Annotated in this window: 27 protein-coding genes; 13 read left to right on the top strand and 14 right to left on the bottom strand. The window is 62.4% G+C overall.

The window, feature by feature from the left end; translation table 11 throughout:
• Positions 1–60: 60 nt before the first annotated feature.
• The 3 genes from ACF8GB_RS15840 to ACF8GB_RS15830 are packed head-to-tail and all read left to right on the top strand — an operon-like array spanning position 61 to position 2,958.
• Positions 61–1,212, top strand: coding sequence for a glycosyltransferase family 1 protein (locus tag ACF8GB_RS15840; protein WP_326383659.1), 1,152 nt, complete (start codon positions 61–63; stop codon positions 1,210–1,212).
• The gene (locus tag ACF8GB_RS15835) at positions 1,205–1,969 is read left to right on the top strand and encodes a DUF2334 domain-containing protein (RefSeq protein ID WP_058603250.1); all 765 of its coding nucleotides are present in this window, start codon (positions 1,205–1,207) and stop codon (positions 1,967–1,969) included. Before ACF8GB_RS15840 ends, ACF8GB_RS15835 begins: the two co-directional genes overlap by 8 nt.
• Positions 1,966–2,958: a lysylphosphatidylglycerol synthase transmembrane domain-containing protein gene (locus ACF8GB_RS15830; RefSeq protein WP_058637124.1), complete on the top strand. Its 993-nt coding sequence runs from the start codon at positions 1,966–1,968 to the stop codon at positions 2,956–2,958. Before ACF8GB_RS15835 ends, ACF8GB_RS15830 begins: the two co-directional genes overlap by 4 nt.
• Positions 2,959–3,140: 182 nt before the next feature.
• Here the strand turns inward: ACF8GB_RS15830 and purU are convergent, their stop codons facing one another.
• Positions 3,141–3,992 (bottom strand): formyltetrahydrofolate deformylase, encoded by an 852-nt coding sequence (gene purU / locus ACF8GB_RS15825; RefSeq protein ID WP_023534293.1) that lies wholly within the window; start codon positions 3,990–3,992, stop codon positions 3,141–3,143.
• Between the two features lie 281 nt (positions 3,993–4,273).
• Here purU and mvaT point away from each other — a divergent pair, with 281 nt between their 5' ends.
• Entirely contained in the window at positions 4,274–4,651 is a 378-nt protein-coding gene (gene mvaT / locus ACF8GB_RS15820) for a histone-like nucleoid-structuring protein MvaT (protein WP_023534419.1), read from the top strand.
• A 70-nt stretch (positions 4,652–4,721) separates the two neighbouring features.
• Here the strand turns inward: mvaT and sbcB are convergent, their stop codons facing one another.
• From sbcB to ACF8GB_RS15805, 3 genes are all read right to left on the bottom strand, one after another.
• A complete protein-coding gene (gene sbcB, locus ACF8GB_RS15815; protein ID WP_326383642.1) occupies positions 4,722–6,155 on the bottom strand; it encodes an exodeoxyribonuclease I in 1,434 nt (477 codons plus the stop codon).
• Positions 6,156–6,314: 159 nt separating this feature from the next.
• Positions 6,315–6,680: a PilZ domain-containing protein gene (locus tag ACF8GB_RS15810; protein WP_196185186.1), complete on the bottom strand. Its 366-nt coding sequence runs from the start codon at positions 6,678–6,680 to the stop codon at positions 6,315–6,317.
• 115 nt (positions 6,681–6,795) lie between these two features.
• Entirely contained in the window at positions 6,796–7,182 is a 387-nt protein-coding gene (locus ACF8GB_RS15805; RefSeq protein ID WP_023534272.1) for a hypothetical protein, read from the bottom strand.
• 212 nt (positions 7,183–7,394) lie between these two features.
• Between ACF8GB_RS15805 and pyk the strand changes: the two genes are divergently transcribed.
• Positions 7,395–8,849: a pyruvate kinase gene (pyk, locus tag ACF8GB_RS15800; protein ID WP_027914526.1), complete on the top strand. Its 1,455-nt coding sequence runs from the start codon at positions 7,395–7,397 to the stop codon at positions 8,847–8,849.
• Between the two features lie 80 nt (positions 8,850–8,929).
• On the opposite strand, the gene ACF8GB_RS15795 is transcribed toward pyk, so the two are convergent.
• On the bottom strand, positions 8,930–9,850 hold the full coding sequence (locus ACF8GB_RS15795) for an iron-sulfur-binding ferredoxin reductase (RefSeq protein WP_392527303.1): 921 nt from the start codon (positions 9,848–9,850) through the stop codon (positions 8,930–8,932).
• Between the two features lie 280 nt (positions 9,851–10,130).
• On the opposite strand from ACF8GB_RS15795, the gene ACF8GB_RS15790 reads away from it, so the two are divergent.
• The gene (locus ACF8GB_RS15790) at positions 10,131–11,654 is read left to right on the top strand and encodes a fumarate hydratase (RefSeq protein ID WP_023534301.1); all 1,524 of its coding nucleotides are present in this window, start codon (positions 10,131–10,133) and stop codon (positions 11,652–11,654) included.
• 107 nt (positions 11,655–11,761) lie between these two features.
• Here the strand turns inward: ACF8GB_RS15790 and ACF8GB_RS15785 are convergent, their stop codons facing one another.
• On the bottom strand, positions 11,762–12,631 hold the full coding sequence (locus ACF8GB_RS15785; RefSeq protein ID WP_058637127.1) for a carbon-nitrogen hydrolase family protein: 870 nt from the start codon (positions 12,629–12,631) through the stop codon (positions 11,762–11,764).
• A complete protein-coding gene (locus tag ACF8GB_RS15780) occupies positions 12,628–13,218 on the bottom strand; it encodes a GNAT family N-acetyltransferase (protein ID WP_058603257.1) in 591 nt (196 codons plus the stop codon). Before ACF8GB_RS15780 ends, ACF8GB_RS15785 begins: the two co-directional genes overlap by 4 nt.
• Positions 13,219–13,333: 115 nt before the next feature.
• Here ACF8GB_RS15780 and ACF8GB_RS15775 point away from each other — a divergent pair, with 115 nt between their 5' ends.
• Positions 13,334–13,732, top strand: coding sequence for a nuclear transport factor 2 family protein (locus ACF8GB_RS15775; protein ID WP_027914521.1), 399 nt, complete (start codon positions 13,334–13,336; stop codon positions 13,730–13,732).
• A 25-nt stretch (positions 13,733–13,757) separates the two neighbouring features.
• Here ACF8GB_RS15775 and ACF8GB_RS15770 read toward each other — a convergent pair whose 3' ends face one another.
• From ACF8GB_RS15770 to ACF8GB_RS15760, 3 genes are read right to left on the bottom strand one after another with little or no spacing between them, the layout of a single operon-like run.
• Entirely contained in the window at positions 13,758–14,336 is a 579-nt protein-coding gene (locus ACF8GB_RS15770; RefSeq protein WP_058637230.1) for a DJ-1/PfpI family protein, read from the bottom strand.
• A gap of 51 nt (positions 14,337–14,387) precedes the next feature.
• Entirely contained in the window at positions 14,388–15,545 is a 1,158-nt protein-coding gene (locus ACF8GB_RS15765; protein WP_182139217.1) for a phosphatidylserine/phosphatidylglycerophosphate/cardiolipin synthase family protein, read from the bottom strand.
• A 1-nt stretch (position 15,546) separates the two neighbouring features.
• Positions 15,547–16,128 carry a YceI family protein gene (locus tag ACF8GB_RS15760; protein WP_196121581.1) on the bottom strand — a complete coding sequence of 194 codons (582 nt, stop codon included), beginning with the start codon at positions 16,126–16,128 and terminating at the stop codon, positions 15,547–15,549.
• A 206-nt stretch (positions 16,129–16,334) separates the two neighbouring features.
• Between ACF8GB_RS15760 and ACF8GB_RS15755 the strand changes: the two genes are divergently transcribed.
• Together ACF8GB_RS15755 and ACF8GB_RS15750 are read left to right on the top strand one after the other, a co-directional pair.
• Positions 16,335–17,090, top strand: coding sequence for a GNAT family N-acetyltransferase (locus ACF8GB_RS15755; protein WP_058603261.1), 756 nt, complete (start codon positions 16,335–16,337; stop codon positions 17,088–17,090).
• Positions 17,091–17,125: 35 nt separating this feature from the next.
• The gene (locus ACF8GB_RS15750; RefSeq protein WP_058637132.1) at positions 17,126–17,878 is read left to right on the top strand and encodes a 1-acyl-sn-glycerol-3-phosphate acyltransferase; all 753 of its coding nucleotides are present in this window, start codon (positions 17,126–17,128) and stop codon (positions 17,876–17,878) included.
• A gap of 36 nt (positions 17,879–17,914) precedes the next feature.
• Here ACF8GB_RS15750 and ACF8GB_RS15745 read toward each other — a convergent pair whose 3' ends face one another.
• Positions 17,915–18,511 carry an ACP phosphodiesterase gene (locus tag ACF8GB_RS15745; protein WP_058603263.1) on the bottom strand — a complete coding sequence of 199 codons (597 nt, stop codon included), beginning with the start codon at positions 18,509–18,511 and terminating at the stop codon, positions 17,915–17,917.
• A 113-nt stretch (positions 18,512–18,624) separates the two neighbouring features.
• On the opposite strand from ACF8GB_RS15745, the gene ACF8GB_RS15740 reads away from it, so the two are divergent.
• Entirely contained in the window at positions 18,625–19,674 is a 1,050-nt protein-coding gene (locus ACF8GB_RS15740; RefSeq protein ID WP_058637134.1) for an alkene reductase, read from the top strand.
• A gap of 42 nt (positions 19,675–19,716) precedes the next feature.
• Here ACF8GB_RS15740 and ACF8GB_RS15735 read toward each other — a convergent pair whose 3' ends face one another.
• The 3 genes from ACF8GB_RS15735 to ACF8GB_RS15725 form a co-directional block, all read right to left on the bottom strand.
• Positions 19,717–20,547 (bottom strand): hypothetical protein, encoded by an 831-nt coding sequence (locus ACF8GB_RS15735; RefSeq protein ID WP_058637135.1) that lies wholly within the window; start codon positions 20,545–20,547, stop codon positions 19,717–19,719.
• Positions 20,548–20,631: 84 nt separating this feature from the next.
• The gene (locus tag ACF8GB_RS15730) at positions 20,632–21,627 is read right to left on the bottom strand and encodes an NAD-dependent epimerase/dehydratase family protein (protein ID WP_392527302.1); all 996 of its coding nucleotides are present in this window, start codon (positions 21,625–21,627) and stop codon (positions 20,632–20,634) included.
• Positions 21,628–21,677: 50 nt separating this feature from the next.
• Positions 21,678–22,568 (bottom strand): LysR family transcriptional regulator ArgP, encoded by an 891-nt coding sequence (locus ACF8GB_RS15725; RefSeq protein WP_392527301.1) that lies wholly within the window; start codon positions 22,566–22,568, stop codon positions 21,678–21,680.
• A gap of 91 nt (positions 22,569–22,659) precedes the next feature.
• Here ACF8GB_RS15725 and ACF8GB_RS15720 point away from each other — a divergent pair, with 91 nt between their 5' ends.
• The 3 genes from ACF8GB_RS15720 (at position 22,660) to ACF8GB_RS15710 (ending at position 26,396) form a co-directional block, all read left to right on the top strand.
• Positions 22,660–23,259, top strand: coding sequence for a LysE/ArgO family amino acid transporter (locus tag ACF8GB_RS15720; protein WP_058603268.1), 600 nt, complete (start codon positions 22,660–22,662; stop codon positions 23,257–23,259).
• Positions 23,260–23,509: 250 nt separating this feature from the next.
• Entirely contained in the window at positions 23,510–24,106 is a 597-nt protein-coding gene (locus tag ACF8GB_RS15715; protein ID WP_023534404.1) for a superoxide dismutase, read from the top strand.
• A gap of 235 nt (positions 24,107–24,341) precedes the next feature.
• Positions 24,342–26,396 (top strand): EAL domain-containing protein, encoded by a 2,055-nt coding sequence (locus tag ACF8GB_RS15710; RefSeq protein WP_326383637.1) that lies wholly within the window; start codon positions 24,342–24,344, stop codon positions 26,394–26,396.
• Positions 26,397–26,468: the final 72 nt, after the last annotated feature.

Here is a 26,468-nt window from a genome sequence, read left to right as displayed (position 1 = left end):
AAACTACCCTTCTGAAAGGTCAACTTCATGGCATGTCAACGCCGGTTTCGTTACCGCGCGATGACAGACCCGAAAGACGATCCCGGAGGGACGCAGATCGTGCACATTGCCGACATCACCATGTTCTACGCCCCGGCCAGCGGCGGCGTACGCACTTACCTTGATGCCAAACACCACCGCCTGGATGCCGTGCAAGGTGTCCGTCACAGCCTGTTGATCCCCGGCGCCAGCGCTCGGCATGAAGGCGGTGTCTATCATGTGCCTGCACTACCCCTGCCCTTTGGCAAAGGCTACCGCTTTCCGGTACGCCTGGCGCCATGGTGCAACACGCTGCGCACGCTAAAGCCAGACCTGATCGAAGTCGGCGATCCGTATCTGACCGCCTGGGCGGCGCTGGAAGCTCGCCGTCAGCTGGACGTGCCGGTCATTGGCTTCTATCACTCCGACCTGCCGCTGTTGGTGAGCAACCGCATGGGCAATTGGTTCACGCCCAACGTCGAGGCTTATGTCAGCAAGTTGTATGGCAATTTCGACCGGGTGCTCGCACCGAGCAAGGTCATGGCAGACAAGCTCCGTCGCCTGGGAGTACGTGATGTCCACGTGCAGCCTTTGGGCGTAGACCTGGAAACCTTCAATCCTGCACGCCGCGATCCACAGGTGCGAGCCGAACTGGGCGTCGCCGACACCTGCCGGCTGCTGATCTATGCAGGCCGTGGCTCACGGGAGAAGAACCTGCCCGTTCTGCTTGAGTGCATGCGGCAGTTGGGGCGCGGTTATCACCTGCTGCTGGTGGGGTCCAATATGCCCGCCAATGTGCCCGACAACGTCAGCGTGATCGGCCAGTTCTGCCCACCTGACCAGGTGGCTCGCCTGATGGCCAGCGCCGACCTGTTGGTGCATGCCGGCGACCAGGAAACGTTCGGCCTGGTCATCCTCGAAGCCATGGCCAGTGGTACGCCCGTGGTTGCAGTGCGTGCCGGCGCCTTCGGCGAAATCGTCAACGACCAGTGCGGTCGCTTGTGCCAACCCAACGACGCCAGGGCAATGGCCCTGGCCGTGCGCGAGGCGTTCGAAGCGGGTGCGCGCAAGCTCGGTGCCCAGGCCAGGCGCCATGTAGAGCAGCATTACTCATGGGACAACGTGGTCAACGGCCTGCTTGAGCATTACCAAGCCGTACTGGGCCACCAACAGCAGGTGCGGGCACATGCTTGAGGCCTGTCCCCGTTCCCGCAGCGTGATGCTGGTGCTGCATGACGTGGCCCCAGAGACCTGGCCAGACTACGAGCCGTTCGTGCAGGCGGTCGATGCATTGGGTAACGTGCCCATGACTTGGCTAGTGGTACCCGATTTTCATCGACGTAACCTGCTGACTCAGTCTCCCGGCTTCTGCCAGTTGCTTGATCGCCGTCTGGCCGCGGGTGACGAGCTGGCCCTGCACGGTTATGCCCATGCCGATGAAGGTCCCACGCCGCGCACGCCCCTGGACTACTTCATGCGGCGGATTTATACCCATGAAGGCGAGTTCTACGCGCTGGACGAACACCAGGCCATCGCCCGACTACAAGACGGCCTGGCGCTGTTCGACCGTCAAGGCTGGCCCGTGGCAGGCTTCGTGGCCCCCGCCTGGTTGATGAGCCAGGGCACACGACAAGCACTGCGCCAACTACCGCTGAAGTACACCAGCACCCCGCAGCACCTCTATCGCCTGCCGGACTTTACCGCCATCGATGCACCCGGTCTGGTCTGGAGCGCGCGCAGCGCCTGGCGCCGTGGCGTGTCGCGGGTGCTCAGTGACTGGCAATGTCGACGTTGGCAAGGCGCCAACACCCTGCGCCTCGGGCTGCATCCGGTGGACATGCGCCATCGCTACTCACGGGACTACTGGTTGCGCACCCTTGAAAAACTGATCGAAGACGGCCGTGAACCCTTGACCAAGTCAGCCTGGCTGGAGCGGCAGGTGGCAGCGTGAACCGCTGGCTGCTGCTGGGCTTGGCGCTGTTGGGCGCAGCGTTGGTGCCTGCACTGTTGGGCGGCAGCGAACTGCTGCCCAAGCTGAGCCGTTTCGATCCGCAGCTGCTGATGACGTTGGTGGGCATGATCCTGCTGTGCTGGGTGATCAACGCCTGCCGGATGCGCCTGCTGCTGGGCGATCAGGCAGCGCGCGTATCGCGGGTACGCACATTGGGTGTGGTCATGGCCACCGAGTTCGCCATCTGCACCACTCCAGGTGGCGGCGGCGGCCCCTTGACCCTGATGGCCTTGCTGGCCCGCGAGGGCATCAGTGCAGCCCGCAGCGGCGCGGTGTTCGCGATGGATCAGCTCAATGACTTGGTGTTTTTCTTCTGCGCCATGTTGGCGATCGCAGGCTATGCGTTGTTTCATAGCCTTGGGCGCAGCCAGGAAAGCATGTTGCTGGGCAGTGCCGCACTGCTGTGCGCGGCGCTGGCAGGCGTGGTGATGTTGCTGCGCTACCGGCGCAAGGTGATGCGTCTGAACGGCCGGCTGTTGCAGCGCCTGGGCACCAGCGCACCGCGTAAACGACGCTGGGCGCGCAAGCTACTTCGTTTCGTGCAGGCCTTGGCGCAGACCTGGCAGCTGCCCAAGCGCACTTTGTTTCTGGTGTTCAGCCTGACATGCGTCCATTGGGGGCTGCGCTTTAGCGTGCTGTATCTCGTGGTCAGGGGCTTGGGCGTGGAGCTGGCCTGGATTCCCAGCTTCCTGGTCCAGATGCTATCGCTCAGCGCCGGTCAGTTCAGCATGATGCCCGGGGGCGCAGGCGCTGCCGAGCTGACCTCGGCCAGCCTGCTGACACCCATGGTGGGCAGCTCGACGGCGGCGGCAGCGATCCTGATCTGGCGTGCCATCACTTACTACCTGTATCTGCTCGCCGGAGGGCCGGTGTTCGTGTGCCTGCTGGCGCGTCCGCTGCTGGAGCGCTGGCGCCGTCAGGTGGGTTGAGCGCTTGCCAAAGCGCCGCGGCACCGGGGAAGTCGGTACCGTCGGTGTCCTGCAAGGCGTCGGGATCGTAGCGGGCCAGGCAACCCTGACCCACTACAGGGGGAGGTGAGGCTGTAGGGGTACCGCGCCGTCCCATGGGTCGATCCTCACGTTGCTCAACAGGTCTGGGAGTAGCCCTGCGATCAGTCGAACACCACTGTCTTGTTGCCGTGCACCAGAACCCGGTCTTCCAGGTGATAGCGCAGGCCGCGGGCCAGCACCATTTTTTCCACGTCGCGCCCGAAGCGGACCATGTCCTCGATGCTGTCGGCGTGGGTAACCCGCACCACGTCCTGCTCGATGATAGGGCCGGCGTCCAGCTCCTCGGTCACATAGTGGCAAGTCGCGCCGATCAGTTTCACGCCACGCAGCGCTGCCTGGTGGTACGGCTTGGCGCCGACGAACGATGGCAGGAAGCTATGGTGAATGTTGATCACCTTCTCAGCATAGTCCTGGCAGAGTTGCGGCGGCAGAATTTGCATGTACCGCGCCAGCACGACCACATCGGCTGCATGTTCCTGCACCAGGCGTGACACTTCGGCAAACGCCGGGGCCTTGTCCTTGGGGTCTACTGGAACATGGAAAAACGGAATACCGTGCCACTCGACCATGCTGCGCAAGTCATTGTGGTTGGAAATGACGCAGGGAATGTCGCAATCGAGCTCATCGCTGTGCCAGCGGTGCAGCAGGTCAGCCAGGCAATGGGATTCACGGCTGGCCATCAACACGACCCGCTTCTTCTGGGCAGAATCGGTCACGCGCCAGGTCATGGAGAACTCTTCGGCGATGGGCGCGAACGCCTCGCGAAAAGCCTCGATGCCGAAGGGCAGCGACTCGGCGCGAATTTCATGACGCATGAAGAACCAGCCAGTCTGCTCGTCGGAGTGATGGCTGGCTTCGGTGATCCAGCCGTTGTACAAGGCCAGGAAATTACTGACTTTCGCCACGATGCCGACACGGTCGGGGCAAGCGATCACCAGACGGTAGGTGCGCATGAATAAGACTCCAGAACTCGCAAAGGCGCTCATTCTAGCGGCACGCTGAGAAAAACGCAGTAATGATTGCGACGTGCTGCATAGGGCCGTTGGGCCTACGCGTTGGGAATCTTCTGACAAGATTTATGGATGAAACGGCAACCTAGGTAAATTTTTGTTCACTTGGAGAAATACTGTCACAGCTTATCCAACTGTTAATACATCAATCATATGTTTACTTGCGAGAGTTGCCTGTTTACTATTGCTCCACACATTCCCGAACACGCATTAAGGAACACTCCATGTCCCTGATCAACGAGTACCGTGCCACCGAAGAAGCCATCAAGGAACTTCAGGCCCGCCTGGCCAACCTGTCTCAGGATGACAAGCTGAAAAAAGAACTGGAGTTCGAAGGCAAACTGCGCACCCTGATGGGCGAATATTCCAAATCGCTGCGTGACATCATTGCCCTGCTCGACCCTGATGCCAAGATGAGCAAACTGCCGCGTGGCGCCGTGAAAACCACTGGCACTAAACGCGCGCGCAAGGTCAAGCAATACAAGAACCCGCACAACGGTGAAGTCATCGAAACCAAAGGTGGCAACCACAAAACCCTGAAAGAGTGGAAAGCTCAATGGGGCGGTGACGAGGTAGAAAGCTGGGCAACCCTGCTGGACTGATTGTCCGTTGCCCGCTATTTGATATTCGTAAAGAAAACGCCGGTTAATAACCGGCGTTTTTTTATGGGTTTCAATTGACGGCGAACCGCGTTTGCAACGCGTTGGCATGCAGTTGCCAGGCAGTCAGCACTTGCCGTCCTGCTTCATCCGCGTCAGGCCAGGCTACGGCCAGGGCCTGGGCGAAATCACCCAAGGTATTGGGCGCACCCCAGCGGGGGTCAGCCAGACGCTGCCTACAAAAATCCTGCCATCGCGCGCGCTCTTCATCGTTCAAGGTGTCCGGAAAGTTACGCGCACGGTAGCGAAAGAGTAGTTCGGGCAGGCGTGGATCATCGAACATCCACTGCCCGGCGCCCAACTGTTCGGGCGCCAGCGAACGCACTTGATCGCATAGCCGCCGGTCACGCTGGCCGAGAAACCGCTCATACAATTGCTGCTCAGGATCTTCACTGGCCGTAAAACCGTCTTGTGTATAAATAAGCGCCAGTTTTTCCTGCCATTGATCCTGTTGACGGGCCAATGCCTCTGCGCGCCGTTGTAACGTATCCAGGTCGATCCCAAGACGCGCTTGATCGGCCGGTCGTATTACAGAAAGGGGCGCGACCACCGGACAGCGGTTGATCTGAATGAGTTTGAGCGGTACGGGCAGCTCGCCTTCGCCAAGTGTTTCTCGACGGGTATAGAGCCGCTGGCGTAAAGTTTCAGCATTTTCCTCAACCAGCGGCAGGGTTTGCTGATGCAGATCGCAAACAATCAATGCATTGCGGTTCTTAGGGTGCCAGGCCAATGGCAACACGACGCCCAGGTAATGACGCGCGGCACTGAAACGCCCGGAAATATGCACCATCGGCTGTAGCAACCGTATTTGCTCCATGACCTTATGCTTGCTGCGAAGCTGAAACAACCAGTCGTACAACTTGGGCTGCTTCTCGCGTATCAGCCGAGCAAGGGCAATGGTCGCCCGAACATCGGACAGCGCTTCGTGTGCATGGCCATGCTCGATGCCATTGGCCTTGCTCAACAACTCAAGGCGCAGACGGGTGCGCCCGTCCTGCTGGGGCCATTGGATGCCATCGGGCCGCAAGGCGCACGCCGCTCTAACGACATCGATCAAGTCCCAGCGGCTGTTGCCGCCCTGCCATTCGCGGGCGTAAGGGTCGAAGAAGTTGCGGTAGAGGCTGTAGCGGGTGACCTCGTCGTCGAAACGCAGCGTGTTGTAGCCGGCGCCACAGGTGCCGGGTTGTGCCAGCTCGGCGTGCACCCGCGCCATGAACTCGGCCTCGCCGAGGCCTTTTTCGGCCAACTGTTGCGGCGTGACGCCCGTCACCAGGCAGGCAGCAGGGTGCGGCAGTATATCGTCCGATAGGCGGCAATAGAGGTTGACCGGATCGTCGATTTCATTGAGGTCAAGGTCAGTACGTACCCCTGCCATCTGCACGGGCCGGTCGCAGCGCGGGTTGATGCCAGTGGTTTCGTAGTCATGCCAGAAGATGCTTGAGGTCACAGGGCCGTCCTGTTGCAGGGTCGCCCTGATTCTAACGCGTTGAGCCGGGCCTGACGTCGAGCCGATGAAGCGACCTGGGGCCAGTAGGCGGTGCTATGCAGCCCCTATTGGCCCGGGCCAGTCCCATGGGCAGGCATCAGCGTTGGCAATACCGACCTGTCAAACCGAGGTAGAGGAAGCGCGAAAACTGAAATACTCCTGCAGGGAGCGTACAAAGCCATCGTATTCGCGAGGGGCCTGCAACAACATGAAACCCGAATCGTAATACCCAGGGGTCTGGTCCTCGCGGCACCACAGGCAACTGGCCGTAAGATTGACGAACTGATGCCCACCCCCCGTCAACGGCAGGCGCAACTGCAATTCGTAATCGGGGCCCACCATGACCGGCAGTTCGCTGATCAGCATCATGCCGTTTTCGGAGGCGTTGCCGAGCTGGCCCATCTCCTGGCCGTTGAAGCGATTGAACACTTTCAGGACAAAGGGCAGCTGGTGGCGGTCGATAAGTCGTTTATTGAATAGCGTCAAGGGCAGTCCGTCCGCGATGCCAGGAATGCCTGGTACTGGCGGTTGTTGTATCAGTTGAGTGACAGGTTAGCGCACGCTGCGGCAAATCTCCCTGTCAATACAACACACCTTGGCATTAGCGCCAAGGTACGCTCGTCGCTGGCCTGGTCACGGCCGGTTCACCGCCGCGGTAGTGGCCGAGTTTCTCCAGTGTTTGCAGGCGCGCCTGGGCACGGTAGGCATATTCATTGCCCGGATAGCGCTGGATCAGGTACTGGTAGGTCTGTGCGGCATCCACATACAACGCTTGCCGCTCCAGGCACTGCCCACGCAGCAACGCGACTTCCGGGTGGATGAACGGCCGGGCGCGGCTGGTACGATCGACCTGGGACAGCTCCAGCATTACCCGCTGGCAATCACCCCGATCATAAGCGCGGTAGGCATTGTTGAGATGGTGGTCCATGGACCAGCGGGTACACCCGACGGCACTGGCCGCGAGGGCTAAAACGATCAGCATGCGCATGGGACTCTCCTTTGCTGAACAGCATATCGGCCGACCCATCGGATTCTTCAACGATCGGCACTTACCGCGTTTGTTGACCGACACATACCAGCCAACAAACCCGTGCCCCTGTCACCTGCACAGTTTTCCAAAGGCAGGTAGTGCAACCTAACGATGACTACAGCCCGATTCAGGAGTAGCCTCTCGCTGCGCTTCACTATAGGAGTCTGTGCATGACCATCCGCCGTACCAAAATCGTCGCCACCCTTGGCCCCGCCAGCAATTCGCCGGAAGTGATCGAACAGTTGATCCTCGCCGGCCTGGACGTGGCTCGCCTGAACTTCTCTCATGGCACTCCGGACGAGCACAAGGCACGCGCCCGCCTGATCCGTGAAATCGCTGCCAAGAATGGCCGTCACGTGGCCTTGCTCGGCGACCTGCAGGGTCCGAAGATCCGCATCGCCAAGTTCGCCAACAAGCGCATCGAACTGAAAGTCGGTGACACCTTCACCTTCTCGACCGCTCATCCGCTGACAGAAGGCAACCAGGACATCGTCGGTATCGACTACCCCGACCTGGTCAAGGACTGTGGCGTTGGCGACGAACTGCTGCTCGACGATGGCCGCGTGGTCATGCGCGTCGAAACCGCCACCGCCGACGCCCTGCACTGCGTGGTGATCATCGGTGGCCCGCTGTCGGACCACAAGGGCATCAACCGCAAAGGTGGCGGTCTGACTGCACCGGCCCTGACCGAGAAGGACAAGGCCGACATCAAGCTGGCTGCCGAGATGGACCTGGACTACCTGGCCGTATCCTTCCCGCGTGACGCCAGCGACATGGAATACGCCCGCAAACTGCGTGACGAGTCCGGTGGCAGCGCCTGGCTGGTGGCCAAGATCGAACGCGCCGAAGCGGTTGCCGACGACGAAACCCTCGACAAGCTCATTGCAGCCTCCGACGCCGTCATGGTTGCCCGTGGTGACCTGGGCGTGGAAATCGGCGACGCCGAGCTGATCGCCATCCAGAAGAAGATCATCCAGCACGCCCGCCGCAACAACAAGGCAGTGATCGTCGCGACCCAGATGATGGAGTCGATGATCCAGAACCCGATGCCGACCCGTGCCGAAGTGTCCGACGTGGCAAACGCCGTGCTCGACAACACCGATGCCGTGATGCTGTCGGCCGAAAGCGCCGCCGGGTCATACCCGATCGAAGCGGTCCAGGCCATGGCGCGCATCTGCCTGGGTGCCGAGAAGCACCCGACCAGCCAGCGCTCCAGCCACCGCCTGCACACCACGTTCGAGCGCTGCGACGAAAGCATCGCCCTGGCAGCCATGTACACGGCCAACCACTTCCCGGGTGTGAAGGCGATCATCGCTCTGACCGAGAGCGGTTATACCCCACTGATCATGTCCCGTCTGCGCTCGCACGTGCCAATCTTCGCCCTGTCTCCGCACCGCGCCACCCAGGCCCGTGCCTCGATGTTCCGCGGTGTTTACCCGATCGATTTCGACCCGGCATCACTGCCGGCCGACAAGGTCAGCCAGGCCGCCGTGGACGAACTGCTCAAGCGTGGGCTGGTCGAGCAAGGTGACTGGGTGATCCTCACCAAGGGCGACAGCTACCACACCATCGGCGGGACCAACGGCATGAAGATCCTGCATGTCGGTGATCCGCTGGTCGGCTGATCGGCTGACGAGCCAGGGTTGCTTCGCGCGCGTTCCCCCGTGCGCAAGCGGCCCTGTTCAGGCACCGCAGATACGTCGGCTCAGGCGTGCTCGACAAAGCTGTCTGCAAACACCTGCCCCCTCGGCACCCCAGCGATGAACAGCCGTCGGGCAAAGCGTTCGACGCTGGCGGGCGCGCCGCACAGCAAGGCCAAAGTCTGTCTCGATGAAGGCCGCAGCGCAGCCAGTGCCTCCTCCAGCTGCGCGACCATCACCAATTCCACGTTTACACCTGGCAACTGCTGCAACGGCGCTGCCAAGTAGTGCCCTGCGCGGTCGCGGGCCACGTGCAGCAACCTGATCTCCCCCTGATGGCCTTGGCGCAAGGCTTCGCGCACGATGCCCCACAGCGGTGCAAGCCCGGTACCGGCAGCCAGTAGCCATAACGGTCTGTCCTGCCAGTCAAGGTCGTAATGCAATGCCCCGCCCCTCACCTCGCCAACGCGCAACACATCCCCCACTTCCAGCGCCCGCGCCCGGTCACAGAATGCACCGGGGTGCTGGCAATCGATATGAAACTCCAGGTAATCATCTTCACCCGGCAGGCTGGCCAGCGAATAGGGCCGCGCCACCCCACCCAACCAGAGCACCGCGTGCTGGCCCGGCTGATAGCGGACGCTGCGCTCGGTCCGCAGGCGCAACCGCAGCACATCACCGAACCAGTCCAGTTCTTTGACAGTGCCACCTACGCCGTCGCGCAACGGATCGAACACCTCCACGCGCAGGTCTTCGACCACGCGGCACTGGCAAGCCAGGCGCCATCCCACGGCATGCCTGTCCAGCGCCAGGGCTTCTGGCAGGGCGTCGAGGGGCAACCCGTCCTCACACCGTACCAGGCACGCATGGCAGCTCCCTGCGCGGCAGCTGTAGGGCACCCCGAGCCCTGCCTCGTTCAGGGCATCGAGCAAGTTGGCACCCGTCGGCACCGCCCAACAACGCGTGCCCACCCTAATTTCGGGCATGTTCACTCACCTGTTCAAACCCCTTGTGCCGATGGACGCGACCGCGCGCCCGTCGATTCTAATGCCCTGTCCTGTGCCTAGCAGCAAAAAGGATGCCGGCTACCGGCCAGACCATGGTCCTGACCACTCGCAGGTGTTTCACAGGGGCAGGCGCGCTATACTGCCGCGCCTTTTTTGCGTCGGCAGACTGTCGGCGCGCCTTTGCAAGGCGTTTCGACAGGCTGGTCGGCTCCGTCGAACGTCTCACTGAATGTTCCCGTCTTTAAGAGGAGCGCGCTGCATGACCGTGATCAAGCAAGACGACCTGATTCAGAGCGTGGCCGACGCCCTGCAATTCATCTCGTACTACCACCCCGTCGATTTCATCCAGGCCATGCACGAGGCCTACCTGCGCGAAGAGTCGCCGGCTGCGCGCGACTCCATCGCCCAGATCCTGATCAACTCGCGCATGTGTGCCACCGGTCACCGGCCTATCTGCCAGGACACCGGCATCGTCACCGTATTCGTGCGCGTGGGTATGGATGTGCGCTGGGACGGCGCCACCCTGAGCGTCGACGACATGATCAACGAAGGTGTGCGCCGCGCCTACAACCTGCCTGAAAACGTGCTGCGCGCATCGATCCTGGCCGACCCGGCCGGTGCCCGCAAGAACACCAAGGACAACACGCCGGCCGTTATCCACTACTCCATCGTCCCCGGCGACAAGGTCGAGGTGGATGTTGCAGCCAAGGGCGGCGGTTCGGAAAACAAGTCCAAGATGGCCATGCTCAACCCGTCCGACTCCATCGTCGACTGGGTACTCAAGACCGTTCCGACCATGGGCGCTGGCTGGTGCCCGCCTGGCATGCTGGGCATCGGTATCGGCGGCACTGCCGAAAAAGCCGCGGTCATGGCCAAGGAAGTGCTCATGGAGTCCATCGACATCCATGAGCTCAAGGCACGCGGCCCGCAGAACCGCCTGGAAGAAATCCGCCTGGAGCTGTTCGAGAAGGTCAATCAACTGGGCATCGGCGCCCAGGGCCTCGGTGGCCTGACCACCGTCCTCGACGTCAAGATCATGGACTACCCGACCCACGCCGCCTCGCTGCCGGTGTGCATGATCCCCAACTGCGCGGCCACTCGCCACGCCCACTTCGTGCTCGACGGCACAGGCCCTGCGGAGCTCGAAGCGCCTTCGCTGGACGCCTACCCCGAGATCGTCTGGGAAGCGGGGCCAAGCGCCCGTCGTGTCAACCTCGACAGCATCACGCCCGAAGAAGTGGCCAGCTGGAAACCGGGTGAAACCATCCTGCTCAACGGCAAGATGCTGACCGGCCGGGACGCAGCCCACAAGCGCATGGTCGAAATGCTCAACCGCGGCGAAGCACTGCCGGTGGATCTCAAGGGCCGCTTCATCTACTACGTCGGCCCGGTCGACCCGGTAGGCGACGAAGTGGTCGGCCCTGCTGGCCCCACCACCGCCACGCGCATGGACAAGTTCACCCGCCAGATCCTGGAGCAGACCGGTCTGCTGGGCATGATCGGCAAGTCCGAGCGCGGCCCGACCGCCATCGAAGCGATCAAGGACAACAAGGCCGTCTACCTGATGGCTGTAGGTGGCGCCGCCTATCTGGTTGCGCAAGCCATCCGCAAATCCAAGGTCCTGGCCTTTGCCGAACTGGGCATGGAAGCCATCTACGAGTTCGAGGTCAAGGACATGCCCGTGACCGTGGCCGTGGACAGCAACGGTGAGTCGGTGCACATCACAGGCCCCGCCTTGTGGCAGAACAAGATTGCCCAGAGCCTGGCCGTCGAAGTGAAGTAACCCATGGCAACAGCGGGCGGCGCTTTCACGGGCCGCTCGCGTGCGCAGCCATGCGCAGCCCAACCTGCGGCGGCGGACCTTGATGCCAGGGCCCGCCGCCGTTGCGTTTAAAGACGTTCGAATTGTTCGGGCCAGTCCCTGCGGGTAAATACCTGCCCCTGCTGCCTGACCCGGCGCACGGCCTCCAGGTCCAGATCGCACACCAGCCAACGGCTGCACTGCGGGTCGAGCGATTCGCTCAGTGCCATTACCCCATCTCCCGGCATGCCACGATCAGGCGGCACGAACAGCCCTGCCCGGCCTAGGTTCTCGTCCAATGCCGGCGACCAGGGTGCCAGCCCCACGGTCGGGCTCTGCAACACGGCCAGCTGGTTTTCCAAGGCGCGTGCCTGAGCCCCGATCCGTACACGGTGATAGCCGGCTTCGGTGTCGGTGCAGCTGGGCGCCAGGATCAGGTCGGCCCCACGCTCTGCCAACCGGCGTGCCAAGAGCGGGAACTCATTGTCGTAACAGACCAGGATGCCAAGACGGCCCAGATCGGTGTCGAACACCGTCAGCCCATGGCCTGCGGCAATGCCCCACTGTTCCCGCTCGAAGCGGGTCATCATCAGCTTGTCCTGATGCCCTAGCGCGCCTTTGGGGCCAAACAGCCAGGCGCGGTTGCGGTAGGCGCCGTCGCTGTCCAGTACCGGAAGCGTGCCTGGTTGCAGGTAGATGCCCCAACGCTTGGCCAGGCCTGCACACAGGGCCTTCCACGGCTCGATCAAAGGCTGGATGCCTGCAATGGAAGCCTTCAGGTCCCCCCGCTGCTCGGGTGTCAGCTGCCCGCTGAGCACCAGCCCTGCATATTCGGGCAGCAGCAGCAGGCGCGCGCCCGCCTCCACCGCCTCTGCACACAAGCCCTGCAGGTGGTCGGCATAAGCCTCCCAGGTTTCGTGCAGCTCAATGGCGTATTGGCAGGCCGCGACACGGATCAAAGGGGCAGTTCCTTGAGCCAGAACGACATCAGCTTGTCCGAGCTTTCCTGCTCGTCCAGGTCGCGCCAGGCATACCGGGTACGCAGTGATGGGTCATGGAGGAAACCGCGGTTGCGCCAGAACCCATGCAAAGGCTTGTAGTCGGCCGGGCGGCGCGGATGTACACCGGGCCGCTCCACGGCGCAGAACGCGCAGTAATCGAACTCGGCCAGTTTGTGGGCATAGGATTCGCGTTCGATGAAAAAACGTACCCCAAGCCCCTGCCCTCGGTATGGCGGCAGAACCACAGACTCGCCGAAATAGTAGACGCTGGCCGGGTCGCGGCCCTGGGCCACGAACGGCTCCTGGAACTCGGGCGCAACGTCGACCAGGGGCAGGCCCGTGGAGGCGCCCACTACCTTGTCCTCATCCATGGCCAGCACCACCAGGCTGCGCCCGGAACGGGCATAGGCGGCCAGGTAGTCGGCTTCGTACTCGGGCGAGCCATCGTAGAGGTAGGGGAACTCGCGGAACACAGTTAGGCGCAGACGAGCGAGGTCATCGATATAGGGCGCGATGGCGGCGCCGTGCAGTAGGCGTATTTGCATGCTTGGCGGTCGTTTTGTCGATGTGGATGACGCGCTCGGCTAAGCCGGGCTTGAGGGGAAACCCTATCATCCAGGCCAACGACACGCCTTTTCCCTACACGACAGGTAATGTTCCATGACCGCTACCGAATTGGTAAACGCTTACTACGCCGCGTTCAACGCAGGTGACATGCCAGGGTTTCTGGCCCTGCTCAGCGAAGATGTGATTCACGACATCAATCAGGGTGAGCGGCAGATGGGCAAGGCCAGGTTCGCCGCCTTCATGGACAAGATGAACCGCTGCTACCGCGAGCGCCTGGCCGACATCGTGGTGATGCAGAATGCCGACGGCAGTCGCGCGGCGGCGGAATTCACCGTGCACGGGCAATATGTGGCCGATGACGAAGGCCTGCCTGCGGCCACCGGCCAGACCTATGTCCTGCCGGCCGGCGCGTTCTTCTATATCCATTGCGGCAAGATCGCCCGCGTAACCAACTACTACAACCTCAACGATTGGGTCGAGCAAGTCGGCTGACCCATGGACTGGCCGGCCTGATGAGTCAGAGGATACGGGTGCCCAACACCTTCAAAAACGCCGCCAACCACGCAGGGTGAGCCGGCCAGGCGGGCGCAGTGACCAGGTTGCCGTCCACATGGGCCTGGTCCACCGCAATGTCGATATAGGTGCCGCCGGCCAGGCGCACCTCGGGCGCGCAGGCCGGGTACGCACTGCACTCCCGGCCTTTGAGCACCCCGGCAGCGGCTAGCAACTGGGCGCCGTGACACACGGCAGCGATGGGCTTGCCTGCCTGGTCGAACGCTCGCACCAGCTCGAGCACTTTCTCGTTAAGGCGCAGGTATTCCGGGGCACGCCCGCCCGGGATTACCAGTGCATCGTAACTTTCGGCGCGGGCCCGGACGAAATCGTGGTTCAGGGCAAACTGGTGCCCCGGCTTTTCACTGTAGGTCTGGTCGCCTTCGAAGTCGTGGATAGCCGTGCGCACGGTCTGGCCCGCCACCTTTTCCGGGCACACGGCGTGCACGGTATGCCCAACCATGCTCAGCGCCTGGAAGGGCACCATGACCTCGTAGTCCTCGACGTAATCGCCCACCAGCATGAGTATCTTCTTAACCGTCATCGCATCCATTCCCTCGATTGCCTGTGAACCGTCATTGCACGATAGCTGCGCTCAGTCGCGCCGGTCGAGCACGTTGGCCACCAACCGGTCCAGCCATCCCCAGATGCGCTGTTTGACCCGTCGCCAGAACGGCCTGGCGTTCCAATGCGCCAGGTCAACTTCCTCGCTCAGGGCAAAATCGCGTTCGAAACTTTCGACCACCGCGCTCGTCAGCGGCAGGTCCAACGCTTCTATATTGGCCTCCAGATTGAAGCGCAGGTTCCAATGGTCGAAGTTGCAGGAGCCGATGCTTACCCAATCGTCCACCACCACCATCTTCAGGTGCAGAAAGCACGGCTGATACTCGAAAATACGCACGCCAGCGCGCAGCAGGCGTGGATAGTACCGGTGACCGGCATACCGTACCGAAGGATGATCGGTGCGCGGGCCGGTGAGCAGCAACCGCACATCGACGCCCTTGCCAGCTGCGCGGCGCAGCGAGCGACGCACGCTCCAGGTCGGCAGAAAGTAAGGCGTGGCCAGCCAAATGCGCTGCTTGCCGCTGTTGAGGGCACGTACCAATGAATGCAGGATGTCCTGATGCTGGCGGGCGTCGGCATAGGCCACCCGGCCCATGCCCTGCCCTTGCGCAGGCACCTTGGGCAGGCGCGGCAGGCCGAAGCCCTCGGCAGGGCGCCAGGCCGTGCGGCGATGGTTGGCCTGCCACTGGCGATCGAACAGCAATTGCCAGTCGCTCACCACCGGGCCTTGCATCAGCACCATCACCTCGTGCCATTCGCTGCTGGGCTGGCCCGGTTGCCAGAACTCATCGGTAACCCCGGTACCGCCCACCACCGCCCACTGCTCGTCGACCACAAGCAACTTGCGATGGTCGCGGTACAGATTGCGCAGCCCGCGTTTCCAATGCAGCCGGTTGTACCAGCGCAGGTAAACGCCGGCATCCAGCAGACGTTGCCGCAGCTTGGCGCTCAAGGCCAGCGACCCGTAATAATCGAACAGGCAGCGCACCCGTACCCCGCGGTGGGCCGTCTGCTCCAGCACCTGGACCACAGCCTCGGCGCAGGCCCCGGACTCGACCAGGTACAGTTCCAGGTCGACCTGCTTCCGGGCATGTTCAATGGCCGACAGCATGCGGGGGAAGAATTGTGGCCCATCGATCAGCAGCTCGAACTGGTTGCCATCCCGCCAGGGGAAGACCGGGCCCGGCATGTCAGCGTGCAGTGAAGATCAGTACCGCATTGACCGGTACGGATGGGTTGATGGCCGTAAGGTTGGCGAACTTGCGCAGGGCTTGCAGCCCCGGCATCAGGCCGAAATCCTCGGCGCGCAGCACCAGAGGCTCCAGGGTGACGACCTGGAACCGACGCTCGTCCAGGCGGGTGGCCAACAGCAAGGCGTCGTAGCGGTGGGACTGACCGTGCAACGTTACCGTCAGCGGTAGGCGCAATTCGATCTGCGCACCGTTGGCCAGGTCGTTGATCGGGCGCAGATCCAGTTGCGCCTGCACGGTCGCTTCGGCAAACCGTGCGACGTCGAACAATGTGTCCCGCATGCGCTCATCCCGCAACGGGACGCCGCTGCTGACCGAATCCATCTCGATACGAAGGCTAGCGGCGCCCTTGCGGTCCACCGTGCCATGCAGCACCAGGAAGCGGTGCACCTGCGCCGCTTCGCCATTGGTGCCGGTGATGAACGACAGGCGAGACGACTCGCCGTCAAGGTGCCAATTGGCGTGTGCAGGCAGGCACAACGCAAGCAGCAGTGCAGGCCATAGGCGGAGTGACTTGAGCATGAGGGGTCTCGAAAATGCAGGCGACTCACCTTACCGCGCAGGTCTTTGGCACAGCAAGCGCCAGCACGTTCGCCGCCACGCCCAACCGGCGGGTCATGCAAGCATCATCGAACCTTCATCGCCATGACATCCCGTGTTTCTAGCCTGAACGCGCACATAAAAGCCTACCGGCCACCCTTGCATGGCTGATTTTATGGAGACTCGTAATGACGCGAATCGCTCATGTTGCCGACACCTGCACCGGACACCGCCTGCACGCCGAGCGCCTGATGGGTCACGCCGCGTTGCAGGAGGCTCAGGCCCTGCGCTATCAGGTCTTCAGCGAAGCGTTCGACGCAAGGTTCAAGGGTGCCGAGCACGGCCTGGACCAGGACGAATTTGACCCGCACTGCCGCCATATCGGCGTACGCGATGTCACCAGCGGACGGCTGGTGGCCACCACGCGACTGCTCGACCACGAGGCGGCCAGCAACCTGGGCCGCTTCTACAGCGAGGAGGGGTTCAGCCTGCAAGGGCTGCTGCAACTCCAGGGCCCTATCCTGGAAGTGGGTCGTACCTGTGTGGCCGCGCCGTACCGCAACGGGGGCACCATTGCCACGCTCTGGAGCGAGCTGGCCGACGTACTCAACGAAGGCGGTTATCGCTACCTGATGGGTTGCGCCAGCATCTCGATGCAGGACGGCGGGGTGCAGGCGCATGCCGTCATGCAACGCCTGCGCGAACGCCACCTGTGCACCCAGGACCTGCGTGCCGAACCCCGCAATCCGCTGCCGCCGCTGACGTTGCCGGATAACGTGAGCGCCCAGATGCCGGCCTTGCTCAAGGCCTACATGCGCCTGGGCGCCAAGGTCTGTGGCGAGCCGTGCTGGGATGAAGACTTCCAGGTCGCCGATGTGTTCATCCTGCTCAAGCGCGAGGCGCTGTGCCCGCGCTACGCCCGTCACTTCAAGGCCGCTGTGTGAGGGGCCGTCTTCGGCAGGTGGGGCGCCTGGTTCACATGCTGCTGGTGGTGGTGCTGGGGCTGCTGATGGCCAGCCTGCTCGTCATCGGGATGCACCTTGGCATCAAAACCTCGCTCGAACGCCGGCAACGCTGGACCCGGCTGTTCATGCGGCGCCTGGTAGCAGCACTGCCCTTCGAAGTCTGCGTGACGGGCAAGCTGCCGAGCACGCCCATGCTGTGGGTCGGCAACCATGTGTCCTGGACCGACATCCCCCTGCTGGGCATGCTGGCGCCTATGTCGTTTCTGTCCAAGGCGGAGGTCCGGCACTGGCCGCTTGCCGGGTGGCTGGCCGAGCAGGCAGGCACCCTGTTCATCAGGCGCGGCGCCGGCGATGGGCAGCAGCTACGCGTGCAGATCGGCCAGCAGTTGGTCACAGGCCACCCCATGCTGCTGTTCCCCGAAGGCACGACCACCGACGGGCACCAGCTCAGGACGTTTCATGGGCGCCTGTTGGCGGCAGCCATCGACCAGGGCATCGCCGTGCAACCGGTGGCCATCCAATACCAGCGGCGGGGCCAGATCGACTCCTTGGCGCCCTTCGTGGGGGATGATGATCTAGTGTCACACCTGCTGCGGTTGCTGGCACAACCTCGCGGCCAAGTACGCATTCACCTGCTCGATCCACTGACAAGTCATGGCAAGGGCCGCACGCTGCTGGCGCTCCAGGCCCAGCGTTCGATCCATCAGGCGCTCTACGGCACACCAGAGCCACCGGTACTTCACAGGCCGTGTGCGACCGCCACCTGAACGCAGCGCCCTGGCGCCAACCACGCGGCAGATCAGTCAATCAACGAGCGGGCCGGCCTGTGCCCGATGGCTGGCAGCGAAGGCTTGTACCAGGGGGTAGAACGCGCGGAAATCATCGAGCAACGGCACGTACAGGCGATCAAGTTCCTCCATGACCCCTGCCAAGCCTTCAGGCCGTGACAAGCGCCGGGCGATCCCGGCGAACACCTGCTCCAGCGTGGCGAAGTCAGCATAGGAGCCCAGCCAGTCAGACTGCGCCATGGAAGGCGCGATGTGGGCCAACCGGCCCGGCAGCGCGGGCTCGGCCAACAGCACCTGATAGAACCCATGGGTGAACTGACGCAGCGGCTGGTGCCCATATTCAGGCCAGTGGCGCGCCAGGCAATGGTCGAAGAAGACGTCCAGCGCAATCCCCGCAAACCGGCGTCGCACCTGCGTAAAACGCGCCAGGGAGGCCAGCACGACAGGGTGTGCGTCGGTGAAACTGTCGATGTGTCGGTGCAGGCGGATGGACGCCTCGATTTGCGGCGCGAACCGCCCTTCCAGCGAGCCTTTGACAAAGTCCCCGTAGAGGCTGCCCAGCAACTGCTGTGGGGCTGGTCCCCCAAGGTGAAGGTGTGCAAGATAATTCATGGCGCCAGTCTATCACTTGCCTGGAATGCATCGCCGCCGAGCGATATACCGTCTGGCTATCTGTTCGGAACACTTAAAGCTTTGCGACTCCCTTTGACTCTCAGGTATCCGTCATGACCACGCTATTCGATCCAATCACCCTGGGCGACCTGGAACTGCCCAATCGCATCATCATGGCCCCACTCACCCGCTGCCGCGCAGACGCCGGCCGCGTGCCGAACGCACTGATGGCCGAATACTATGTGCAACGTGCCAGTGCCGGCCTGATCATCAGCGAGGCGACCTCGGTCAGCCCCATGGGCGTGGGCTACCCGGACACGCCGGGCATATGGAGCGCTGAACAGGTCAGGGGCTGGACCAATGTCACCAATGCCGTGCATGCCGCTGGCGGCCGAATCTTCTTGCAGCTGTGGCATGTCGGCCGCATTTCCCATCCACGCTACCTCGATGGCCAGTTACCGGTCGCACCCAGCGCCATCCAACCCAAGGGGCACGTGAGTCTGGTTCGCCCGCTCAGCGACTACCCCACGCCTCGGGCGCTGGATACCGAAGAGATCAGCGACATCGTCGAGGCCTTCCGCACGGGCGCCGAAAACGCCAAGGCCGCAGGCTTTGACGGCGTCGAGATTCATGGCGCCAACGGCTATCTGCTCGACCAGTTCCTGCAAAGCAGCACCAACCAGCGTACTGACGCGTACGGCGGCTCGCTGGAAAACCGGGCCCGCCTGCTGCTGGAGATCACCGACGCCGTAGTCCAGGTATGGGGAGCGCAGCGCGTCGGGATGCACTTGGCGCCGCGCGCCGATGCCCACGACATGGGCGATACCGACCGTGCCCAGACCTTCACGTATGTGGCGCGGGAGTTGGGCAAGCGTGGCATTGCCTTCATCTGCTCACGGGAACGTGAGCGCGACGACAGCCTTGGCCCTGCACTCAAAGCAGCATTTGGCGGCGTCTATATCGTCAACGAAGGTTTCGACAAGGCCAGTGCCAATGCGGCCTTGGCCAATGGCAAGGCTGATGCCGTGGCCTTTGGCGTGCCGTTCATCGCCAACCCGGACTTGCCTGCACGCCTGGCTGGCGATGCGCCATTGAACGAAGCTCACCCAGAAACGTTCTATGGCCAAGGTCCGGTGGGGTACATCGATTACCCACGCCTGTAAGGCCTTAGACAGGGGCCAGGACCCGGCCCCTGTCCTTCCCGGTCAAGGCTTGGCGTTGATCTGCTGTTGCAGGTTCTGCAACTGGCTCTGGACGTTGTTCAGGTTACGGGTCATCTGACCACGAAACGCGTCGAACTCCTGCACCGATGCGCCACCGCCGGCCGTGGTATTGGGGCGGTTGTCCAGCTGGCTTTTGAGCACCAGCACATCCTGCTCCAGGCTTTCGATGGCGGCCTTGGGGTTGCCTTGTTTTTTCAGCGCCGCCACTTCCTCGCTCAGGCTCTTGAGTTGCCCGTCGAGCTTGCCCCCATCGACCTGGCCCGACTTGAGCGCTGCCAACTCGCCGTTCACCGCCTTCAACTGCGCCTGCAACTGCGTTTGCAGTTCTGTCACCGCCCTCTGCTGTTCACGGGTGTCGGCCAGGACCTGCTCCAGGCGCTTGCCAAGGTCCCCGGCCTGGCCCGCCACACCCGCCTGCTGCTTGCCCTGTTCGGCCAGACTGGCCTGCAACTGGCTGATCTGCTGCTTGAGGGCTTCACTGCCACTGTTGTTGGACGAGGCGCTGGCTTCGACCTTGCCGCTGATCGCTTGCAATCGCCCTGCCGCGTCTTCGCTGATGCGCGCGAAGCTCTCCTGGGTGGCGACCAGTTGCTGCTCCATCAGGGAGATCTGCCGATAGCTCCACCACCCTAGACAACCCAGGGCGATGAACGCGGCCACCAGCATCGCCCACAACGGGCCGGTGCTCGGTGGCCTGGTCGCTTGACGACGACTGCGCGGGACATGGGCCGCAAGCACCTCATCGTCGTCATCCGGCGTCCCTGCGCGCAAGGCCGGTACATCATCGAAATCATCGCGAGCATCAAAGCGCATGAGCATCCCACCACAGAGGTTGCAAATAAGCGGGATTATAAACCGCGCGCGCAGCCAGGTGATGCCCGACGTCGTGGTGAGCGCTTACCGGCCAGGCGGCTGGTGTTTCCACCAGGTGCAGAATTCGTCCAATGCCGCCCATACGCTAGTGGTGGGCTGGTAGCCCAGGTACTGACTGGCGCGGCTGATGTCCAGGGTAAAATCGCGACTCATCACCTGCATGGCCAGGCGTGACAGCGTAGGCTCGGGCCGCCCCGGCCATAGGGCGCACGCCGCCTCGTTGAGCGCGGCCAGGCCGTAGGCCAGCCCATAGCCTCGGTAGCGGGTGACCTGGGGGAGCTGAAGCTGGCGCAGGACATAGTTGATCACGTCCCATAACGGCAAGGGCTGGCCATTGCTGATGTTGTATGCTTGCCCAAGCGCGCGCCCGTCAGCGAACACTGCGCTGTACAGCGCTTCGTTCAGGTTGTGAATACTGGTGAAGTCAACTTTGTTCAAGCCGTTGCCGATAATTGCCAGCCTGCCTTTGCGTTGCAGGTGCACCAGCCGCGGCAGCAGGCTCGTATCGCCGGCACCGATGACGAAACGTGGGCGCAGCGCCAACACTTCGAGGCCAAACTCCTGGGCGCCGAAAACCTTCTGTTCGGCAATGAACTTGGTCCTGGCGTAGTGATTGGCAAACCGGCCGGGCACCTGATCCTCGCCAATGGCCATGCGTGAACGACCATTGAAGTAGATCGACGGCGAAGACAGGTGCACAAGACGACGTACGTGTTCCTTCAGGCAGCCTTCGACGACGTTCTCGGTGACCACCACGTTGCCCTGGGCGAACGTCTGATAGGGCCCCCAGTGCCCCACAGCACCGGCGCAATGCACCACGGCCTCGACGCCCTGGCACAGGCGCCGGGCCAATTCCGCGTCGCCAAGGTCGCCCGGGATGAACTGCGCGCCACGCCGCACCAGATGCTCCACACCTTCGGCACGCCGGCCACTGACCCGCACATCCAGCCCCCGCTCCAGGGCCAGCCGAGCGAAACGCCCGCCGATGAAGCCACTCGCGCCAGTGACCAGAATTCGCATGTAACACTCCGCCTTGCCTGATGTTCAGAAGCCTTTGACGCCCTTCGGCGCTACAACGGCACCAGCCAGTGGTGGGCGCTGTGGCGCAGGTGGTCGGTCAGCTGTGCCAGCAGTTGCCCGCCGTTACGCCAATGATGCCAGTACAACGGTACGTCGATCGGGGTATCGCTGCAGATTTCCACCAATTGGCCGCTTGCCAGTTGCTCGCGGGCCTGCAACTCCGGCACCAGCCCCCAACCCAACCCCGCTTCGGTCATGCGCAAAAAGCCTTCGGAAGAGGGGCACAAATGATGCAGAAAACCGTCCTGCATACCTAAAGAAGCCAAGTAGCGGTGCTGTAGAAAATCGTCGGGGCCATAGACGATTGCGGGCGTGCGGGCCAGGCGGCGGGCATCGAAGCCCTGGGCAAAATGCTGCTTCATGAAGGCAGGGCTGGCCAACGCCCGATAACGCATTGCCCCCAGGGCCAGGCTGCGGGCGCCGGCCACTGGGCGTTCGCTGCCGCACAGGCAGGCCGCCACGTCACCGGCGCGCATGCGCTTGAGACCTACTTCCTGGTCCTCGACTACCAGATCGGTAAGCACCTTGTGCTCGGCACAGAATTGCCCCACTGCGCTGGCCCACCACGTGGCCAGGCTATCGGCATTGAGCGCGATGCGCAGACGTTCCGGCATGCCCCCGTCCTCGAGCGCGGGTACCTGGCGCTGCAAGTCGCGCTCAAGCAGGCGCACCTGCTGCACATGGTTGAGCAATTGCCGGCCTACCTCCGTCGGGCCAGGCGGAGCAATACGAACCAGTACCGGCTGCCCCACGCGCGCCTCCAGCAACTTGATGCGCTGCGACACGGCCGATTGGGACAGGCCCAGCACCTGCGCTGCACGCTCGAAGCCGCCTTGCTCGACGACGGCAGCGAGGGCCGCAAGCAACTTGTAGTCGAACATCGATTTTCCTAATGACCGGTGAGCTTTATTGATTTTTCTTATAACCCGCCAGTTGTCACACTGGCCAGCATCTTTCGAGGAGTCGTCTTCCATGTGGCAGAGTTATCTCAATGGCCTGCTGGTCGCCCTGGGCCTGATCATGGCCATTGGCACGCAGAACGCATTCGTTCTGGCGCAAAGCCTGCGCCGCGAGCATCACTTGCCGGTAGCGGCGCTGTGCATCCTGTGTGATGCCCTGTTGGTCGCCGCAGGTGTGTTCGGTCTTGCCACGGCCTTGGCCCATAATCCGACGCTGCTGAGCGTGGCCCGCTGGGGGGGCGCGGTATTCCTCATCTGGTACGGGATCAAAGCCCTGCGCAGTGCCTTCTCCGACCAGAGCCTGCAGCACCAGCAGGGCCAGGGCATGCGTTCACGGCGGGCCGTGCTGCTCAGTGCCCTGGCGGTCACCTTGCTCAACCCCCACGTCTATCTTGACACTGTGCTGCTGATCGGCTCGCTCGGGGCCCAGCAGACGGCGCCAGGGGCCTACGTGGCGGGGGCTGCCAGCGCCTCGCTGCTGTGGTTCTCGACCCTGGCGATCGGGGCGGCATGGCTGGCTCCCTGGCTGGCACGGCCAGGCACCTGGCGTCTGTTGGACCTGATGGTGGCCGTGATGATGTTTGCCGTGGCAGCGCAACTGATCTTCAACTGATCATTCGAGCCCAGGGTGCCAGCGCGTGACGTCCCTGCCCATCCTGCCTGGAAACGACCGCCACCGGTCGCTGCCCGCCAAGGCACCTGGAACCTCTAATCCCTATGTTTGTTGCGTGGTTATGCGCCAAGGCTTGGTGCTATGATCCAGCCCTTGCGTCGCAAAGAGTACAAACTCGCCGACGCACATAGGGCCGCCCGTGATCGGCCCTGCGCAAACCGCGAACTAGACCTGAATCAGGAGATCTACCATGGCTTTTGAATTGCCGCCGCTGCCCTACGCCCACGATGCCCTGCAGCCGCACATCTCCAAGGAAACCCTGGAGTATCACCACGACAAGCACCACAACACCTATGTCGTGAACCTGAACAACCTGGTACCGGGCACCGAATTCGAAGGCAAGACCCTGGAAGAGATCGTCACCTCGTCGTCGGGTGGCATCTTCAACAACGCCGCTCAAGTGTGGAACCACACCTTCTACTGGAACTGCCTGTCGCCAAACGGCGGTGGCCAGCCGACCGGCGCCCTGGCAGAAGCCATCAACACCGCTTTCGGTTCCTTCGACAAGTTCAAGGAAGAGTTCACCAAGACCTCCGTCGGCACCTTCGGTTCCGGCTGGGGCTGGCTGGTCAAGAAAGCGGATGGTTCCCTGGCGCTGGCCAGCACCATCGGTGCCGGCAACCCGCTGACCAGCGGCGATACCCCGCTGCTGACCTGCGATGTCTGGGAACACGCCTACTACATCGACTACCGCAATCTGCGTCCAAAGTATGTCGAGGCGTTCTGGAACCTGGTCAACTGGGCCTTCGTGGCTGAGCAGTTCGAAGGCAAGACCTTCAAGGCCTGAGTCCAGCACTGTTCTTGAAGCCCGGCCACGTGCCGGGCTTTTTCATGCCTGCTACTGGGCGATGCCGCACTTGCTCAGCGTGCATAGCGCGCTAACATCAAATTTTCGGTTTCTTGACGACGTCCCACTCAAGTTACCCAGGGTTTCAACCGATACACTGCTAATGACCGTCCCGTAGTGAACGGTCATGATTGATGGCAAAATAATGTCATTTGCATGGATTAAGGAACCTCCATTGAAGCTGGAATTGCGTAACAGCTTGTCGGTCAAGTTGCTCAGGGTCGTGCTCCTGGCGGCGCTAGCGGTCGGCGTCGTGCTCAGCTGTGCGCAAATCGTCTATGACACCTACAAGACCCGCCAGGCCGTCAACAATGACGCCCAGCGCATTCTTGACATGTTCCGCGATCCTTCTACACAGGCGGTCTACAGCCTGGACCGTGAAATGGGCATGCAGGTCATGGAAGGTCTGTTTCAGGACGAGTCGGTGCGAATGGCCTCCATCGGTCACCCCAACGAAACCATGCTGGCAGAAAAGTCCAGGCCGTTGCAGGACATGCCCCTGCGCTGGCTCACCGATCTAATTCTTGGCCAGGAGCGTACCTACACCACGCAGCTGGTAGGCCGGGGGCCCTACAGTGAATATTACGGCGACCTCAACATCACCCTCGACACGGCCGCCTATGGCGAAGACTTTCTGATCAACGCCGTGATCATCTTCATCTCTGGCGTGCTTCGGGCGCTTGCCATGGGGCTGGTGCTGTACCTGGTCTACCACTGGCTGTTGACCAAGCCACTCTCCAAAATCATCGAACACCTCACCCAGATCAATCCAGACCGCCCCAGCCAGCATCAGCTCCCACTGATAAAGGGCCATGAGAAGAACGAGCTGGGCCTTTGGGTGAACACCGCCAACCAGTTGCTGGCATCAATCGAACGCAATACCCACCTGCGCCATGAGGCCGAGAACAGTCTGCAGCGCATGGCCCAGTACGACTTCCTCACCGGCCTGCCCAATCGCCAGCAACTGCAGCAGCAACTGGACAAGATCCTGGTGGACGGTGGGCGCCTGCAACATCGGGTGGCCGTGCTCTGCGTAGGCCTTGACGACTTCAAGGGCATCAACGAGCAGTTCACCTATCAGGTCGGCGATCAGCTGCTGCTGGCCCTGGCCGATCGCCTGAGGGCCCACAGCGGACGCTTGGGCGCGCTGGCGCGGCTGGGGGGCGACCAGTTCGCCCTGGTGCAGGCCAACATCGAACAGCCCTACGAAGCGGCAGAGCTTGCGCAAAGCATCCTGGACGACCTGGAGGTGCCTTTCGACCTGGACCACCACCAGCAGATCCGCCTGCGCGCCACCATTGGCATCACCCTGTTCCCGGAAGACGGCGACAGCACCGAGAAGCTCCTGCAAAAAGCCGAGCAGACCATGACCCTGGCCAAGGCGCGTTCACGCAATCGCTACCAGTTCTACATCGCCAGCGTGGACACCGAGATGCGCCGGCGCCGCGAACTGGAAAAGGACCTGCGCGAGGCCCTGCCACGCAACCAGCTGTACCTGGTCTACCAACCGCAGATCAGCTATTGCGATCATCGCGTTGTAGGGGTCGAGGCGTTGCTGCGCTGGCAGCATCCGGAACTGGGCATGGTGCCGCCCGATCAGTTCATACCGCTGGCCGAACAGAACGGCAGCATCATCGGGATCGGCGAGTGGGTGCTGGATCAGGCCTGCCGGCAGTTGCGCGAATGGCACGACCTGGGCTTCAGCGAGCTGCGCATGGCGGTCAACCTGTCCACTGTGCAACTTCACCACAGCGAACTGCCGCGGGTGGTGAACAATTTGCTCCAGGCCTATCGCCTGCCTCCGCGCAGCCTGGAACTGGAGGTGACCGAAACCGGCCTGATGGAGGACATCAGCACCGCAGCCCAGCACTTGCTGAGCCTGCGGCGTTCGGGCGCCCTGATCGCCATCGACGACTTCGGTACCGGGTACTCGTCTTTGAGCTACCTCAAGTCCTTGCCCTTGGACAAGATCAAGATCGACAAGAGCTTCGTGCAGGACCTGCTCGATGACGACGATGACGCGACCATCGTGCGCGCCATCATTCAGTTGGGCAAAAGCCTGGGCATGCAGGTCATTGCCGAAGGCGTGGAAACCGCCGAACAGGAAGCCTACATCATTGCCCAAGGCTGCCACGAGGGCCAGGGCTACCACTACAGCAAGCCGCTGTCGGCCCGGGAACTGACCAGCTTCCTCAGGCAGGCCCAGCGCAATCAGGTTTCCATGCTCTGAATGCACAGGTGAAACGCCGTGACCTGCTTTTACATGAATCGCAGGCTGAACCCTTTACAGCAAATGCAAATC

It is taken from the genome of Pseudomonas sp. xss_4 (assembly GCF_043104125.1).
GTDB lineage: Bacteria > Pseudomonadota > Gammaproteobacteria > Pseudomonadales > Pseudomonadaceae > Aquipseudomonas > Aquipseudomonas parafulva_B.
Note: the sequence above shows the minus strand (reverse complement) of the source record. Positions and strands in the feature narration are given on the sequence as shown.